Source organism: Kitasatospora mediocidica KCTC 9733 (assembly GCF_000744225.1).
Taxonomy (GTDB): domain Bacteria; phylum Actinomycetota; class Actinomycetes; order Streptomycetales; family Streptomycetaceae; genus Kitasatospora; species Kitasatospora mediocidica.
Genome location: NZ_JQLN01000007.1, coordinates 1585959 through 1602380 on the forward strand (window position 1 = coordinate 1585959; position 16422 = coordinate 1602380).

At 67.1% G+C, this 16422-nt stretch carries 9 protein-coding genes and 3 rRNA genes; 2 read left to right on the forward strand and 10 right to left on the reverse strand.

Going from position 1 to position 16422, the window contains the following annotated elements; all coding sequences use genetic code 11:
* Window positions 1-41: 41 nt before the first annotated feature.
* Together BS80_RS37230 and BS80_RS37235 are read right to left on the reverse strand one after the other, a co-directional pair.
* On the reverse strand, window positions 42-722 hold the full coding sequence (locus BS80_RS37230; RefSeq protein WP_035806260.1) for a response regulator: 681 nt from the start codon (window positions 720-722) through the stop codon (window positions 42-44).
* A complete protein-coding gene (locus BS80_RS37235; protein ID WP_035806267.1) occupies window positions 719-3319 on the reverse strand; it encodes a sensor histidine kinase in 2601 nt (866 codons plus the stop codon). The genes BS80_RS37230 and BS80_RS37235 overlap by 4 nt, the downstream gene beginning before the upstream one ends.
* 221 nt (window positions 3320-3540) lie before the next feature.
* Between BS80_RS37235 and BS80_RS37240 the strand changes: the two genes are divergently transcribed.
* Together BS80_RS37240 and BS80_RS37245 are read left to right on the forward strand one after the other, a co-directional pair.
* Complete coding sequence (locus BS80_RS37240; RefSeq protein WP_051967684.1) at window positions 3541-4755, forward strand: ROK family transcriptional regulator; 1215 nt, start codon at window positions 3541-3543, stop codon at window positions 4753-4755.
* A 103-nt stretch (window positions 4756-4858) separates the two neighbouring features.
* Complete coding sequence (locus BS80_RS37245; RefSeq protein ID WP_035806269.1) at window positions 4859-6181, forward strand: LLM class flavin-dependent oxidoreductase; 1323 nt, start codon at window positions 4859-4861, stop codon at window positions 6179-6181.
* Window positions 6182-6237: 56 nt separating this feature from the next.
* Here the strand turns inward: BS80_RS37245 and BS80_RS37250 are convergent, their stop codons facing one another.
* The 8 genes from BS80_RS37250 to BS80_RS37285 form a co-directional block, all read right to left on the reverse strand.
* The gene (locus tag BS80_RS37250; RefSeq protein WP_035806270.1) at window positions 6238-7125 is read right to left on the reverse strand and encodes a TauD/TfdA dioxygenase family protein; all 888 of its coding nucleotides are present in this window, start codon (window positions 7123-7125) and stop codon (window positions 6238-6240) included.
* 29 nt (window positions 7126-7154) lie between these two features.
* Window positions 7155-8045 carry an ABC transporter permease gene (locus tag BS80_RS37255; RefSeq protein ID WP_083975768.1) on the reverse strand — a complete coding sequence of 297 codons (891 nt, stop codon included), beginning with the start codon at window positions 8043-8045 and terminating at the stop codon, window positions 7155-7157.
* The gene (locus BS80_RS37260; RefSeq protein ID WP_035806272.1) at window positions 8042-8866 is read right to left on the reverse strand and encodes an ABC transporter ATP-binding protein; all 825 of its coding nucleotides are present in this window, start codon (window positions 8864-8866) and stop codon (window positions 8042-8044) included. Before BS80_RS37260 ends, BS80_RS37255 begins: the two co-directional genes overlap by 4 nt.
* A gap of 7 nt (window positions 8867-8873) precedes the next feature.
* The gene (locus tag BS80_RS37265) at window positions 8874-9923 is read right to left on the reverse strand and encodes an ABC transporter substrate-binding protein (protein WP_051967685.1); all 1050 of its coding nucleotides are present in this window, start codon (window positions 9921-9923) and stop codon (window positions 8874-8876) included.
* A gap of 417 nt (window positions 9924-10340) precedes the next feature.
* Window positions 10341-11042, reverse strand: coding sequence for an ABC transporter ATP-binding protein (locus BS80_RS37270; RefSeq protein WP_035806273.1), 702 nt, complete (start codon window positions 11040-11042; stop codon window positions 10341-10343).
* 161 nt (window positions 11043-11203) lie between these two features.
* Window positions 11204-11320: ribosomal RNA gene (gene rrf / locus BS80_RS37275) — 5S ribosomal RNA — on the reverse strand.
* An 88-nt stretch (window positions 11321-11408) separates the two neighbouring features.
* A 23S ribosomal RNA gene (locus tag BS80_RS37280) occupies window positions 11409-14529 on the reverse strand.
* 282 nt (window positions 14530-14811) lie between these two features.
* Window positions 14812-16332 (reverse strand): 16S ribosomal RNA (locus tag BS80_RS37285).
* The 16S, 23S and 5S rRNA genes sit together here, the layout of an rRNA operon.
* Between the last annotated feature and the right edge of the window lie 90 nt (window positions 16333-16422).

Genomic DNA, 16422 nt, shown 5'->3' on the forward strand with positions numbered 1-16422 from the left:
GGTTGGAAGCCCCCCGGTGTCGTGGTCGAACAGCGCCGTTCCTACGCCTCGAAGCGGTATCCCATGCCCGGTTCGGTGATGAAGTGGCGCGGGTGCGAGGGGTCCGCCTCCAGCTTGCGGCGCAGCTGCGCCAGGTAGACCCGCAGGTAGTTGGTCTCGGTCCGGTAGGCCGGGCCCCAGACCTCCTGCAACAACTGGGTCTGGCTGACCAGCCGGCCGGCGTTGCGGACCAGCACCTCCAGCAGGTGCCACTCGGTGGGCGTGAGCCGGACGTCCGTGCCGTCCCGGTTGACCTTCTTCGCGGCGAGGTCGACGGTGAAGCCCTCGGTGACCACCAGCGAGTCGTCCTCGCCGACCACCGGCTCGGCCCGGCGCACGGCGGCCCGCATCCGGGCCAGCAGCTCGTCCATCCCGAACGGCTTGGTGACGTAGTCGTCGGCGCCCGCGTCCAGCGCCTCGACCTTCTCGTCCGAGGCGTGCCGGGCGGAGAGCACGATGATCGGCACCCGGGTCCAGCCGCGCAGGCCCTTGATCACCTCCACCCCGTCCATGTCGGGCAGGCCGAGGTCGAGGACGACCACATCGGGGTGGCGTGCGGCGGCCAGCTCCAGCGCGCTGGCGCCGTCGTGCGCGGCGTCCACCTCGTACTTGCGCGCCTTGAGGTTGATCACCAGCGCGCGGACGATCTGCGGTTCGTCGTCCACTACGAGGACCCGGGTCATGCGTGCTCCGCCTTTCGGGGGGCGAGGGAGGGAGTACTCGGGGGCAGGTCGGCGGCGCCCGGTTCGGGCGGCCGCTCGACGGCGGGCAGGACGACGACCATGGTCAGGCCGCCGCCCGGGGTGTCCTCGGCGGCCAGCGTGCCGCCCATCGCCTCGACGAAGCCGCGCGCCACCGCCAGGCCCAGGCCCACGCCGGCGCCGCGAGGCGCGTCGCCGTAGCGCTGGAACGGCGCGAAGATCTTCTCCTTGGCCTCCTCCGGGACGCCCGGTCCGCGGTCGACCACCCGCAGCTCGACCCGGCCCGGGCCGGTCGACGGCTCCAGGGCGTCGGCCTTGACCAGCACCCGCTCGCCCGGCGGGCTGTACTTCACCGCGTTCTCGATGAGGTTGGCCAGCGCCCGCTCCAGCAGCCCGGCGTCTGCCGGGACCATCGGCAGCGTCTCCGGCACCTCCAGCCGGACGGACTCCAGCGGGACCCCGCCGAGTGCGAACGGCACCACCTCGTCCAGATCCACCTCCTGGATCAGCGGGGTGACCGTGCCGGTCTGCAGGCGGCTCATGTCCAGCAGGTTGTTGATCAGGTGGTCCAGCCGGTCGGCGCCCGCCTCGATGCCGGCCAGCAGCTCGGCCTCGTCCGCCGCGTCCCACTCGACGTCCTCGGCGCGCAGCGAGGAGACCGCCGCCTTGATCCCGGCCAGCGGTGTGCGCAGGTCGTGCGAGACGGCGGCCAGGAGGGCGGTGCGGATCCGGTTGCCCTCGGCCTGCCGGCGGGCCTCGATCGCCTCCTTGGCGAGGCGGCGGCGCTCCAGCACCACGGCGGCCTGCGCCGCGAAGGCCCCGAGCAGTCGGCGGTCCTCGGCGGGCAGCACCCGGCCGGACAGCACCAGAGCGAGGTTCTCGCCCACCGGGACGTCCACGTCCGCCTCGTCCGGACGGGCCGGCGGGCGGGGCCCGCTCACGGCGGCGCACTGCCAGGGCGCGTGTTCGTCGGCGCGCTCCAGGAGGGCGACCGACTCCTGCTGGAAGGTCTCCCGGATCTGGTCGAGCACCGCGGTGAGCACGCCCTCCCCACCTGGCGCGCCGCGCAGCACGGTGCCCGCCAGCGCGCTCAGCGTCTGCGCCTCGGTCTGGCTGCGGGCGGCCTGGTGGCTGCGCTTGGCGGCGGTGTCGACCACGGTGGCGACCGAGATGCCGACCGCCGTGAAGATGCCCACCGCCAGGATGTTCTCCGGATCGGAGATGGTGAACGTGTGGGTCGGGGGCGTGAAGTAGTAGTTGAGCGCGGTGGAGCCGACCAGGGCGGCGGCGATCGCCGGGAGCAGCCCGCCGACCAGCGCCGCGCAGACCGTGACCGACAGGAAGAGCAGCATGTCGGTGGGCAGCCCCGGACCCCGGACCCCGGAGAGCACCGCGCTGAGCAGCAGCGGCCCGCCGACGCCGATCAGCCAGCCGGCGATGGTGCGCGGCCGGCCCAGGTCGGTGATCGGACGGACCGGGATCCGGCCGCGCCCGTGCGCCACGTGCTCGTGGGTGACGATGTGCACGTCGATGTCACCGGAGTCGCGCGCCACCGTGCTGCCCACGCCCGGACCGTAGATGTACTGCCAGGCCTTGCGGCGGCTGGAGCCGAGCACGATCTGGGTCGCGTTGACCCCGCGCGCGAAGTCCAGCAGGGCCTGCGAGGGGTCGTCGCCCAGCACGGTGTGGAAGCTGCCGCCGAGGCTCTCGACCAGCGCCCGCTGTTCGATCAGCGTCTGCGGGGAACCGCCGTTGGCGAGGCCGTCGGAGCGTGAGATGTGCACGGCCAGCAGCTCGCTGCCGGAGCCCTTGGCGGCGATCCTGGCGGCCCGGCGGATCAGCGTGGCGCCCTCGGGGCCACCGGTCAGGCCCACCACGATGCGTTCGCGGGCCTGCCAGGTGTCGGCTATGCCCTGCTCGGCGCGGTAGGTCTGGAGGTACTCGTCGACCCGGTCGGCCGTCCAGAGCAGCGCCAGTTCGCGCAGCGCGGTCAGGTTGCCGGGGCGGAAGTAGTTGGAGAGCGCGGCGTTGATCTTGTCCGGCGCGTACACGTTGCCGTGCGCCAGGCGGCGGCGCAGCGCCTGCGGGGACATGTCGACCAGCTCGATCTGGTCGGCCCGGCGGACCACGTCGTCCGGCACGGTCTCGCGCTGGCGCACCCCCGTGATGCCCTCGACGACGTCGCCGAGTGACTCCAGGTGCTGGATGTTGACGGTGGAGATCACGTCGATGCCGGCCGCGAGCAGTTCCTCGACGTCCTGCCAGCGCTTGGCGTTGCGGCAGCCGGGGATGTTGGTGTGGGCCAGCTCGTCCACCAGGGCGACCTGCGGGCGGCGGGCCAGCAGCGCGTCCAGGTCCAGCTCGGTGAACTCGGCGTCCCGGTGCTCCATGGAGCGGCGCGGCACGGCCTCCAGTCCGGCCAGCAGCTCGGCGGTGTTCTCCCGGTTGTGGTGCTCGACGAAGCCGATCACCACGTCCGTGCCGCGGCCCTGGCGCCGATGGGCCTCGCAGAGCATGGCGTACGTCTTTCCGACCCCGGGGGCGGCCCCGAGGTAGATCCGCAGCCTTCCGCGTGCCATGCGATCCATTCTTGATCGAGCTCAGCCCGAGGGCCACCCCCGGACGCCTGTTCGGCGCTGTCGAGACTACGGGGTAACGGCTGCTCTGCCTTCGATCGGGCTGGTCAGACGGCAGATTTAGCGGCATCTTGACGGATTCCGGTTCGCTGCCGAAGGAGGGCCCGCGCACTGCTTCATGCTGCCGCCATGGTGGTGCAACACCGTGCTGGGAGCATCGGCGCATGCTGTCACTGGTTGCTCCTCCCGCGGTCACGAGGACGCCGCCGCCCACCGAGGGCGGGGGTGCCGGAGCGGTGCTGCGAGCCGTGCTGGCGGGCGGGCCGCTGTCCCGGACCGCGCTGGGGCGGGCGACCGGGCAGAGCCCGGCGGCCGTCTCGCGGCACACCTCGGAGCTGATCGGCATCGGTCTGCTGCGCGAGCTGCCGCCGGTGGAGGGACCACCACGGGCCGGTCGGCCGCAGCTGCCACTGGACATCGACACCGGCCACCACCTGGCCTGCGGCGTGCACATCGGCGCGCCGTGGCTGACCTTCGCCCTGCTGGACCTGCGCGGCCGGGTGGTGGCGCAGGAGCGGTTGCCCCGGACGGGGGACGCCGCGACGGTACTGGCCACCGTCCGGGGCCACCTGCCGGGCTTCCTGGCGCGACGGGCCGGCGGGCGTTCGCTGCTGGGCCTGGGCGTGGTGACCGGCGGCTGGGTGGACAGCGAGCACGGCAGCGTCGTCGAGAACACCGCGCTGGGCTGGCGGGACGTGCCGCTGCGCGACCTGCTGGTCGGCGTCCCGGACGCCCGGATCAGCCGGCTGCCGACCCATGTGGACGGCCACGCACGGGCGTTGGCCCAGGCCGAGCTGCTGTTCGGCGCGGGCACCGGCTGCACCGAACTGGTCGAGCTCTTCGTCGGCAACGTGGTGGACGCCGCGATCGCCACCGGCGGGACGGTCGTGCGAGGACGGCGCTCGCGGGCCGGGGACATCGCCCACCTGCCCGTCGCGGGTTCGACCGAACCCTGCCCCTGCGGGCGGCTCGGCTGCCTGCAGGCCACCATCTCGGAGCTGACCGTGGCGCGCGACGCCCATGCGCGGGGGCTGATCCCGCGCGCCGACATCACGCTGCTGGCAGCGCTGGCCGCGACCGGCGACGGCGCGGCGCTTCGGCTCTTCGAAGAGCGGCTGCGGCTGCTCGCCCCGGCGGCCTCGCTGCTGCTGGACATGCTCAACCCGGAGGTGCTGGTGGTGGTCGAGGTCGGGATGCTGACCGTGCCCGGGCTGCGGGAGTACTTCGCCGAGCAGATCGGGGTGCGGCCGGAGCCCGCCCAACTGGTGACCGTCGGTTCGTTCGGCCGGGACGTCCTGGCGGTGGCGGCCTGCGCCGGGGTGCTGGACGCCACGTACCAGCGGCCGATGGACCTGCGGACGGCCCGGGCGGCGGGCTGACGGCGGGGTTTCTTCCACCGCGTCAGAAATCGTGGCCGGAGCGGCGACAGCGGCCGAGAATGTGGAGATATCACCCCATTCACCGCCCGAGGAGTGTCCCGTCATGCCCACCGCCGACCGACAGTTGCACTTCAACCTCTTCCTGATGGGTGTCGGCCACCACGAGGCCGCCTGGCGCCACCCGCGCACCGACCCCGCCGACGCCGGCGACATCGCCCACTTCCAACGGCTGGCCCAGGCCGCCGAAGCCGCCTCCTTCGACTCGGTCTTCCTGGCCGACGGCGTGGAGGCGCGGTCCGACGGCGGCTGGGGTCTGATCAGCACCTTCGAACCGTTCACGCTGCTGGCCGCGATCGCCGCGGTGACGAGCCGGATCGGCCTGATCGGCACCGTCTCCACCGGGTACTCCGAGCCGTACAACCTGGCCCGCCAGTTCGCTTCGCTCGACCACATCAGCCATGGCCGGGCCGGCTGGAACATCGTCACCTCGGCCGGCGAGCGCTCGGCGCAGAACTTCAACCGCACCGCCAACCAGGAGCACGCGGTGCGCTACCAGCGGGCCGACGAGTTCCTGGAGGTGACCACCGCGCTCTGGGACAGCTGGGAGGACGACGCGCTGGTGCTCGACCGGGCGAGCGGCGCCTTCGCCGACCAGGCCAGGGTGCACGACATCGACCACGTCGGCACGCACTTCCAGGTACGCGGGCCGCTGAACATACCGCGCAGCCCGCAGGGTCACCCGCTGCTCGTCCAGGCCGGCTCCTCGGACAGCGGGAAGGACTTCGCGGCACGCTGGGCCGAGGCGGTCTTCACCGCCCAGCAGACCCTGGCGGAGGGGCAGGCCTTCTACGCCGACCTCAAGCGCCGGGCGGCCGCGGCCGGGCGCGACCCGGCGCGGGTGAAGATCCTGCCCGGCGTGGTCCCGGTGCTGGGCTCGACCGAGGCGGAGGCCAAGGAACTGGACCGCGAGCTGGACGAGCTGATCAGCCCGGCCCGCGCGGTCGGGGTGCTGTCCAGCGTGCTGGGCGTCGACCTGACCGACCACCCGCTGGACGAACCGCTGCCCCCGCTCCCGCCGTTGACCGCGATCAACGGCGCGAAGAGCCGCTTCGAGCTGATCCGCGACCTCGCCGAGCGCGACCGGCTGACGCTGCGCCAACTGGTCGGGCGGCTCGGCGGCGGACGCGGCCACCAGGTGGTCGTCGGGACGCCCGAGCAGCTGGCCGACCACATCGAAACCTGGTTCACCCAGGGCGCGGCGGACGGTTTCAACGTCATGCCACCGCTCCTGCCCAGCGGCCTCGACGACTTCATCGAGCAGGTGGTCCCGCTGCTCCGCGCCCGCGGGCTCTTCCGCGACGGCTACCAGGGCCGGACGCTGCGCGAGCACTACGGGCTGCCGCGCCCGGCGGGGCGCTGGGCCTGACCGTACGACAGCGCCGCGAGGTCCACTCGGACCCTCGCGGCGCTGTCGTCAGTGGGCTAGACGCTCGTGTAGTGCTCCGCCTCGTCGCCCTCCAGGACGCGGCTCGACTCGCCGCTGACGCCGACCGGGACGTCCCCGGCCACGGTCACCCGGTGGAGCAGCCGCGGCAGGCCGTCGTAGTCGTCGGGCGCGTAGTGCTGGGTGGCCCGGTTGTCGAAGAGCACCAGGTCGCCCTCGGCCCAGCGCCAGCGCACCACGTTCTCGGGGCGGGTGACGTACGCCTGAAGGGTGCGCAGCAGGTCGTGCGACTCGTGCGTGGGCAGGCCGATGATGCTCTGCGCGAAGCCTCCGACGAAGAGCCCGCGCTCGCCGCTCTCCGGGTGCACCCGGACCACCGGGTGGGCGGTGCGGTACGTGCGCGAGGTGAAGACCGCGCGGCGCTCGGCCTCCTTGGCGTCGGGCTCGCGTCCCTGGGCGTAGTCGAAGTCGTTGGTGTGGACGGCCCACAGGCGGTCCGCCAACTCCCGCAGGGCGTCCGGGAGATCGCGGTAGGCGGTCTGGGTGTTGGCGATCAGCGTGTTGCCGCCGTACGGCGGGACGACCAGGCTGCGCAGGGTGCTGGCCTTCGGCGGGGTGCGGACGAAGGTCACGTCGGTGTGCCAGTGGTTGGCCCGGCCGCCCTCGGTGCTGTCCACGGCCAGCACGTTGGGCTGCCCGTCGAGGGCCGCCACGGTCGGGTGGGCGGTGGTGAGCGGGCCGAAGTGCTCGGCGAACCGGGTCTGGCCGTCGTCGTCGAGCCGCTGGCCGCGGAAGAAGAGCGCCTTGTGCGCCACCAGCGCGGTGTTCAGCTCGGCGACCGTCTCCGGCGCGAGCGGGCCGGCGAGGTCGAGGCCGATGACCTCGGCGCCGATCCGGCCGCCGATCTTGTGAATCTCCAGAGTCATGACGGAAGTCCTTTCAGGGTCAGGGGAGTTCAGGCGGAGAGCGGGGCGCGCCAACGGGTGAAGCGGCGTTCCAGCGCGACCAGCAGCTGGTTGAAGAGCAGGCCGAGGACGGAGATGGTGACAATGCCCGCGTACATCTGCGGGATCGCGAAGTTGAACTGCGAGGCGTTGATCAGATAGCCGAGACCGGCCTTGGCCCCGACCATCTCGGCCGCCACCAGAACGAGGATCGAGACCGATCCGGCGAGCCGGATCCCGGTGAAGACCGCCGGCACGGACGCCGGCAGGATCACCTTCTGGAAGAGCCGCAGCGGCGGGAGGTTCAGCGAACGGGCCAGCCGCAGCAGAGTCGGGTCGACGGTGCGGACCGCGCTGATCGTGTTGAGCAGGATCGGCCAGACGCAGGCGTAGAGCACGATCGAGATCTTGGACGTCTCACCGATGCCCAGGATCAGGATGAAGACCGGCAGCAACGCGAGCGCCGCCGTGTTGCGGAACAGCTCCAGCAGCGGGCTGAGCAGGTCGGCGACCGCACGGTACCAGCCGATGAGCAGCCCGAGCGGCACACCGATCACCACCGCCAGGCCGAAGCCGACGAGCGAACGGGTCAGGCTGGCCTGGGTGTTGCTCGCCAGCTGACCGTCGGACAGCAGGCCCCACCAGGCCCGGGCCACCTCGGAGAACGGCGGTAGGAAGGTGCGGTCGACCAGGCCGGCGCGCGGAGCGACCTCCCAGAGCGCCAGCAGAAGCAGGATCGCGACCGACTTGGTGGCGGCGGTGAGCAGCAGCGTGGCCGGCCGGCCGGTCCGCCGCGACGGCGGCGCTGGTGGCGGCGGTGGCGGATCTGCTGCCGGTGGTCCCCCGGCCGGGGCGGGCGGGTGGTCCGCCGGCAGGGCGGGTGCGGTGAGATCGGTACTCATACCGGTGCGGCCTCCTTCTCCAACTGCTGGGCCCGGGACACCTCGTCGCGCAGCAGGCTCCAGATCTCGTGCCGATGTCGGGCGAACTCCGGGCTGGAGCGCAGGTCCTGGTCCTCCGCGCGGTTGCCCAGGTCGATCGGGACCACCTCCTTGACCCTGCCGGGACGCGAGGTCAGGACGGCGACCCGTCCGCCCAGGTAGACCGCCTCCTCGATGCCATGGGTGATGAAGAGCACGGTCTTGCCGGTGCGTCGCCAGATCCGCAGCAGCTCGTCCTGCAGGGACTCACGGGTCTGCGCGTCCAGCGCGGCGAAGGGCTCGTCCATCAGGAGGACGTCCGGGTCGTAGGCGAGGCTGCGGGCGATCGCCACCCGCTGTTTCATGCCGCCGGAGAGCTCGTGCGGGTATCGCTCCTCGAAGCCCGCCAGGCCGACCAGGCCCAGGTACTCGCGGGCCCTGGCCGCGCGTTGGCGACGTGGCAGCCCGATGGACTCCAGGCCGAACTCGACGTTGCCCTGCGCGGTGCGCCAGGGCAGCAGGGCGTACTGCTGGAAGACCGTGCTGCGGTCAGGACCCGGTCCGGTGACGGGCTTTGCATTCAGCAGGATCTCACCGGCGGTGGGTGTGTCGAGGCCGCCGAGCAGGTCCAGAAGCGTGGATTTGCCGCAACCGCTGGGACCTACCAGAGCGACGAACTCACCGGCGGCCACGTCCAGGTCGACCCGGTCGAGGGCGGTGAACTCGGTCCGTTGCCGGGCCCCGCCGGAGCCCCGGACCGGGAAGGTCTTGGTGACGCCCCGGAAGCTGATACTCGCTGTCATCGCGCTCTCAACTCCGGCTCGGGGAAGGGGAGGTGGCGGCAGTCACGTCGTTGAAACTGTTGGTGTAGAGGTCGGCCGCCCTGACCTGGCCGGCCTTGAGGTCGCCGTGCGAGACCAGCCAGTCGATCCACACCTGGAACTCCGCGTCGCTGATCCGGCCACCGGTCTCGGCCACGCCTGCCGACTTCCAGTACTGCAACGCCGAGGTGTCCTCGTTTCGGCCGCGCTTCTTGATGATGTCGACGCTGCGGGCGATCACTTGCTCGCGCGGCGTGGTCCGGGTCCACTCGATCGCCTTGGCGACGCCGGTGACGAAGATCCGCGAGGTGGTCGGGTTCGCCTTCAGGAAGCGGTTGGTCAGCACGTACGTGCCCGCGGTGAACGGTCCGAGCAGCTCGAAGTCGGTGAAGAGCGGGCGGATGCCCCCGGCCGCCACGGCCTTGTCCCGCAGGATGCCGCCGAGGACGGCCACGTCGATCTGCTTCTGACGCAGCGCTTGTTCGGTGTTGACCGGAGGCAGCACCAGGGGCTCCACCTTGGCGATCTCGCCGGGCGAAAGGCCGTTGCGCTGAAGGTAGATGTCGAGCAGGGCCTCGTAGTGCGCGCCCAGCGTGTTCACCCCGACCTTCTTGCCGATCAGGTCGCGGGCGGAGCGGATCGGGCTGCCCTCCAGGACGTAGTACCCCTCGTACGACGCCTGGTCGACGCCGTAGTACCCGATCACGGCCTTCACCGGAGCGCCCGCCGCGATCAGCTTGACCACCGAGCCGTTGAACGCCCCGCCGAAGTCGGTCTGGCCGGTCGCGGCGGACTGGATGTCCTGCGGGCCACTGATCGTATTGCCCACCCAGTCCAGCGTGACATTCCCGAAGTAGCCGAGATCCTGGGCTAGTTCGGGAAGTGTCACCGTCCCTACCGAGCCCTGGTACCTGAGTCTGGTGGTCTCCCCTCCGCCCCCGGACGAGGCGGTGGCGGTGCCGCAGGCGGAGGCTGCGGCGGCGAGGCCGGCCAGGACGAGGAACTGACGGCGGGAGGCGGCCGGTGGCGAAACGGGCATGGCGAAGGTCCTTTGCGGCGTGGCGGACATGCGAGGGTGACCAGATGGCGCGCGGCGACGAGCGTGACGTCGCAAGAAATGACGTCACGTCAGAAATGGGCCGCGCGAGGAGAGATGAGCGAGCGAGGTGCGCGAAGAGGGAGCCGGGCAGGCTCAGCGGCAGGCAGCACAGAGTGCGCTCGCGTGCCGTCGCAGATCGACGTGCAGGCGAACGACCAGGGCAACAGCTCGGTGGCTCACCCGACAAAGGCTTCCAGCGCGACGGCGAGGGGTCAACGAATGTTCACGCGCCGGAAGAAAACCTGGCGCGGTGGGAGCGGATCTGATTGCGGCCCCGCACACATGCCTGAGGCCGGACCGCCCTGGGGCAGCCCGGCCTCAGGCGGGGAGAAATCTTCTGGTCGCTGCTACGCGCTCCTACTCGATGATGCGCCCGTCGCGGAGCTCGACCACCCGGTCGGCGAGTTCCATCAACTGCGGGTCGTGGGTGGCCACCAGCGCCGTCACCCCTTCGCTGCGCACGACGGCACGCAGCAGCTGCATCACCGAGCGGCCGGTCTCCGAGTCCAGCTGGCCGGTCGGCTCGTCGGCGATGATCAGCGCCGGTTCATTGGCGAGTGCGCGGGCGATCGCCACCCGCTGCTGCTGCCCGCCGGACAGCTCGGACGGGCGCTGGTCGGCATGGTCCGACAGCCCGACCAGCGCCAGCAGGGTCCGCACCCGCTCCTCGCGGCGCGCGGCACCGACCTTGCGCAGTCGCATCGGCACGCCCACGTTCTCGGCGGCGGTCAGGATCGGGATGAGACCGAAGGACTGGAACACGAAACCGATCCGGTCCCGCCGGATGGCCAGCCGGCCGGACTCGTCCAGGCCGGCCAGGTCCGCACCGTCCAAGGTGATCCGCCCCGAGGTCGGCGAGTCCAACCCTCCGACAAGGTTGAGGAGCGTGGTCTTTCCCGAGCCCGACCGCCCCCGAAGCGCCGTCAACTCACCCCGCCGGGCCGAGAACGAGACCCCGCGCAGCGCGTGCACCGCAGTCGCGCCGCTGCCGAAGCTGCGCCAGACATCCTCGACCTCGATCATGGGCGCGAGTGTCGTGGTGGTCTCCTGCTGGTTCATGACGGTCTCCTCCTCGGGCGGCGTACGTCCGCCCGGGGCCTCTTCGGATACCCGTGCGTCCTGTTCGATCTGTACGGTAGCCCCGGCAGCAGGCCGAAAAAAGGTCCAAACATGCAGATAACCCCCCTTCCCGAAGGGAAGGGGGGTTATCTGGAATGATTGTTCGGCGGCGTCCTACTCTCCCACAGGGTCCCCCCTGCAGTACCATCGGCGCTGTGAGGCTTAGCTTCCGGGTTCGGAATGTAACCGGGCGTTTCCCTCACGCTATGACCACCGAAACACTATGAAACTGTCAACCGCACCACCCCTGTGACCAAACAGGGATGGGGTCGTTGTTTCAGAACAACACAGTGGACGCGAGCAACTGAGGACAAGCCCTCGGCCTATTAGTACCGGTCAGCTCCACCCATTACTGGGCTTCCACATCCGGCCTATCAACCCAGTCGTCTACTGGGAGCCTTACCCTCTCAAGGAGGTGGGAATACTCATCTCGAAGCAGGCTTCCCGCTTAGATGCTTTCAGCGGTTATCCCTCCCGAACGTAGCCAACCAGCCATGCCCTTGGCAGGACAACTGGCACACCAGAGGTTCGTCCGTCCCGGTCCTCTCGTACTAGGGACAGCCCTTCTCAATATTCCTACGCGCACAGCGGATAGGGACCGAACTGTCTCACGACGTTCTAAACCCAGCTCGCGTACCGCTTTAATGGGCGAACAGCCCAACCCTTGGGACCTACTCCAGCCCCAGGATGCGACGAGCCGACATCGAGGTGCCAAACCATCCCGTCGATATGGACTCTTGGGGAAGATCAGCCTGTTATCCCCGGGGTACCTTTTATCCGTTGAGCGACGGCGCTTCCACAAGCCACCGCCGGATCACTAGTCCCTGCTTTCGCACCTGCTCGACCCGTCGGTCTCACAGTCAAGCTCCCTTGTGCACTTACACTCAACACCTGATTGCCAACCAGGCTGAGGGAACCTTTGGGCGCCTCCGTTACTCTTTAGGAGGCAACCGCCCCAGTTAAACTACCCACCAGACACTGTCCCTGATCCGGATCACGGACCTAGGTTAGACATCCAGCACGACCAGAGTGGTATTTCAACGTCGACTCCACGACAACTGGCGTTGCCGCTTCAAAGTCTCCCACCTATCCTACACAAGCCGAACCGAACACCAATATCAAGCTATAGTAAAGGTCCCGGGGTCTTTCCGTCCTGCTGCGCGAAACGAGCATCTTTACTCGTAATGCAATTTCACCGGGCCTATGGTTGAGACAGTCGAGAAGTCGTTACGCCATTCGTGCAGGTCGGAACTTACCCGACAAGGAATTTCGCTACCTTAGGATGGTTATAGTTACCACCGCCGTTTACTGGCGCTTAAGTTCTCAGCTTCGCCACGACGAATCATGACTAACCGGTCCCCTTAACGTTCCAGCACCGGGCAGGCGTCAGTCCGTATACATCGCCTTACGGCTTCGCACGGACCTGTGTTTTTAGTAAACAGTCGCTTCTCGCTGGTCTCTGCGGCCACCCCCAGCTCAGGAAGTAAATCCCATCACCAGGCGTGGCCCCCCTTCTCCCGAAGTTACGGGGGCATTTTGCCGAGTTCCTTAACCATAGTTCACCCGAACGCCTCGGTATTCTCTACCTGACCACCTGAGTCGGTTTGGGGTACGGGCCGCCATGAAACTCGCTAGAGGCTTTTCTCGACAGCATAGGATCATCCACTTCACCACAATCGGCTCGGCATCAGGTCTCAGCCTCAATGAGTGACGGATTTGCCTATCACTCGGCCTACACCCTTACCCCGGGACAACCACCGCCCGGGCTGGACTACCTTCCTGCGTCACCCCATCGCTCACCTACTACCCTGTTGGGTCAGCGGCTCCACCACGTCCCTTCGTCCGAAGACTCCAGGCCGGCTTCGCGGCTTTAGCATTCAGAGGTTCGACGTTGGCGCTTCAAAGCGGGTACGGGAATATCAACCCGTTGTCCATCGACTACGCCTGTCGGCCTCGCCTTAGGTCCCGACTTACCCTGGGCAGATCAGCTTGACCCAGGAACCCTTGGTCAATCGGCGCAAGAGTTTCCCACTCTTGTATCGCTACTCATGCCTGCATTCTCACTCGTGAACCGTCCACAACTGGATTCCTCCGCTGCTTCACCCGGCACACGACGCTCCCCTACCCATCACAGCCCCCGTTGGGAGTATTGCTGCAATGACACGACTTCGGTGGTGTGCTTGAGCCCCGCTACATTGTCGGCGCGGAATCACTTGACCAGTGAGCTATTACGCACTCTTTCAAGGATGGCTGCTTCTAAGCCAACCTCCTGGTTGTCTGTGCGACTCCACATCCTTTCCCACTTAGCACACGCTTAGGGACCTTAGTCGGTGTTCTGGGCTGTTTCCCTCTCGACCATGGAGCTTATCCCCCACAGTCTCACTGCCACGCTCTCACTTACCGGCATTCGGAGTTTGGCTAAGGTCAGTAACCCGGTGAGGCCCATCGCCTATCCAGTGCTCTACCTCCGGCAAGAAACACGTGACGCTGCACCTAAATGCATTTCGGGGAGAACCAGCTATCACGGAGTTTGATTGGCCTTTCACCCCTAACCACAGGTCATCCCCCAGGTTTTCAACCCTGGTGGGTTCGGTCCTCCACGAAGTCTTACCTCCGCTTCAACCTGCCCATGGCTAGATCACTCCGCTTCGGGTCTTGGGCATGCAACTCAACCGCCCTATTCGGACTCGCTTTCGCTACGGCTACCCCACACGGGTTAACCTCGCTACACACCGCAAACTCGCAGGCTCATTCTTCAAAAGGCACGCAGTCACGAGACACACAGCAAGCTGGTGTCCGACGCTCCCACGGCTTGTAGGCACACGGTTTCAGGTACTATTTCACTCCGCTCCCGCGGTACTTTTCACCATTCCCTCACGGTACTATCCGCTATCGGTCACTAGGGAATATTTAGGCTTAGCGGGTGGTCCCGCCAGATTCACACGGAATTTCTCGGGCTCCGTGCTACTTGGGAGAAGCTCAAGTGAGCCGTACAGATTTCGTCTACGGGGGTCTTACCCTCTACGCCGGACCTTTCGCATGTCCTTCGACTACCCATACGGTTTCTGACTCACCCAGCCGCCGGCAGACGACTGAAGAACTTTCCCACGACCCCGCATTGGCAACCCCTGCCGGGTATCACACCAATACGGTTTAGCCTCATCCGGTTTCGCTCGCCACTACTCCCGGAATCACGGTTGTTTTCTCTTCCTGAGGGTACTGAGATGTTTCACTTCCCCTCGTTCCCTCCACATACCCTATGTGTTCAGGTATGGGTGACAGCCCATGACGACTGCCGGGTTTCCCCATTCGGAAACCCCCGGATCAAAGCCTGGTTGACGGCTCCCCGGGGACTATCGTGGCCTCCCACGTCCTTCATCGGTTCCTAGTGCCAAGGCATCCACCGTGCGCCCTTAAAAACTTGGCCACAGATGCTCGCGTCCACTGTGCAGTTCTCAAACAACGACCAGACACCCACCTACACAACCCCAAGAATGAGGCAATGTCCGTGGGACCGGCTCCAGAGGTACCAGCCATACGGCCGTTCCCTCAGGACCCAACAACGTGCCCGACACACCCGACCTCCACCGCGTTCCACGCCCCGAAGGACAGTACTAACGACTTCAACCGTGTGTGCCGAATAGTCAACGTTCCACCCATGAGCAACCAACCCGGGACATTCGCCCAGGTCTGGCTATGTGCTCCTTAGAAAGGAGGTGATCCAGCCGCACCTTCCGGTACGGCTACCTTGTTACGACTTCGTCCCAATCGCTGGTCCCACCTTCGACGGCTCCTCCCCTTACGGGTTAGGCCACCGGCTTCGGGTGTTACCGACTTTCGTGACGTGACGGGCGGTGTGTACAAGGCCCGGGAACGTATTCACCGCAGCATGCTGATCTGCGATTACTAGCAACTCCAACTTCATGGGGTCGAGTTGCAGACCCCAATCCGAACTGAGGCCGGCTTTTTGGGATTCGCTCCGCCTCGCGGCATCGCAGCCCTTTGTACCGACCATTGTAGCACGTGTGCAGCCCAAGACATAAGGGGCATGATGATTTGACGTCGTCCCCACCTTCCTCCGAGTTGACCCCGGCAGTCTCCTGTGAGTCCCCATCACCCCGAAAGGCATGCTGGCAACACAGAACAAGGGTTGCGCTCGTTGCGGGACTTAACCCAACATCTCACGACACGAGCTGACGACAACCATGCACCACCTGTATACCGACCACAAGGGGGCGACCATCTCTGGCCGTTTCCGGTATATGTCAAGCCTTGGTAAGGTTCTTCGCGTTGCGTCGAATTAAGCCACATGCTCCGCTGCTTGTGCGGGCCCCCGTCAATTCCTTTGAGTTTTAGCCTTGCGGCCGTACTCCCCAGGCGGGGAACTTAATGCGTTAGCTGCGGCACCGACGACGTGGAATGTCGCCAACACCTAGTTCCCACCGTTTACGGCGTGGACTACCAGGGTATCTAATCCTGTTCGCTCCCCACGCTTTCGCTCCTCAGCGTCAGTAATGGCCCAGAGATCCGCCTTCGCCACCGGTGTTCCTCCTGATATCTGCGCATTTCACCGCTACACCAGGAATTCCGATCTCCCCTACCACACTCTAGCCTGCCCGTATCGAATGCAGACCCGGGGTTAAGCCCCGGGCTTTCACATCCGACGTGACAAGCCGCCTACGAGCTCTTTACGCCCAATAATTCCGGACAACGCTCGCACCCTACGTATTACCGCGGCTGCTGGCACGTAGTTAGCCGGTGCTTCTTCTGCAGGTACCGTCACTTGCGCTTCTTCCCTGCTGAAAGAGGTTTACGACCCGAAGGCCTTCATCCCTCACGCGGCGTCGCTGCATCAGGCTTTCGCCCATTGTGCAATATTCCCCACTGCTGCCTCCCGTAGGAGTCTGGCCGTGTCTCAGTCCCAGTGTGGCCGGTCGCCCTCTCAGGCCGGCTACCCGTCGTCGCCTTGGTAGGCCATTACCCCACCAACAAGCTGATAGGCCGCGGGATCATCCTGCACCGCCGGAGCTTTCCACCCATCCCCATGCGAGGACAGGTCATATCCGGTATTAGACCTCGTTTCCAAGGCTTGTCCCAGAGTGCAGGGCAGATTTCCCACGTGTTACTCACCCGTTCGCCACTAATCCACCCGAAGGCTTCATCGTTCGACTTGCATGTGTTAAGCACGCCGCCAGCGTTCGTCCTGAGCCAGGATCAAACTCTCCGTGAATGTCTGCCCGTAATCGGGCTCAACACCCGCGTTGAGCGGCACGACAACCACCGGAATAGGGCGGTCACGTGCACTGCGTCCTCGCTGTGT

Coding starts and splice junctions, on each gene's coding strand:
- BS80_RS37230 (WP_035806260.1), bottom strand. CDS start 722: ATGACCCGGGTCCTCGTAGTGGACGACGAACCGCAGATCGTCCGCGCG.
- BS80_RS37235 (WP_035806267.1), bottom strand. CDS start 3,319: ATGGCACGCGGAAGGCTGCGGATCTACCTCGGGGCCGCCCCCGGGGTC.
- BS80_RS37240 (WP_051967684.1), top strand. CDS start 3,541: ATGCTGTCACTGGTTGCTCCTCCCGCGGTCACGAGGACGCCGCCGCCC.
- BS80_RS37245 (WP_035806269.1), top strand. CDS start 4,859: ATGCCCACCGCCGACCGACAGTTGCACTTCAACCTCTTCCTGATGGGT.
- BS80_RS37250 (WP_035806270.1), bottom strand. CDS start 7,125: ATGACTCTGGAGATTCACAAGATCGGCGGCCGGATCGGCGCCGAGGTC.
- BS80_RS37255 (WP_083975768.1), bottom strand. CDS start 8,045: ATGAGTACCGATCTCACCGCACCCGCCCTGCCGGCGGACCACCCGCCC.
- BS80_RS37260 (WP_035806272.1), bottom strand. CDS start 8,866: ATGACAGCGAGTATCAGCTTCCGGGGCGTCACCAAGACCTTCCCGGTC.
- BS80_RS37265 (WP_051967685.1), bottom strand. CDS start 9,923: ATGCCCGTTTCGCCACCGGCCGCCTCCCGCCGTCAGTTCCTCGTCCTG.
- BS80_RS37270 (WP_035806273.1), bottom strand. CDS start 11,042: ATGAACCAGCAGGAGACCACCACGACACTCGCGCCCATGATCGAGGTC.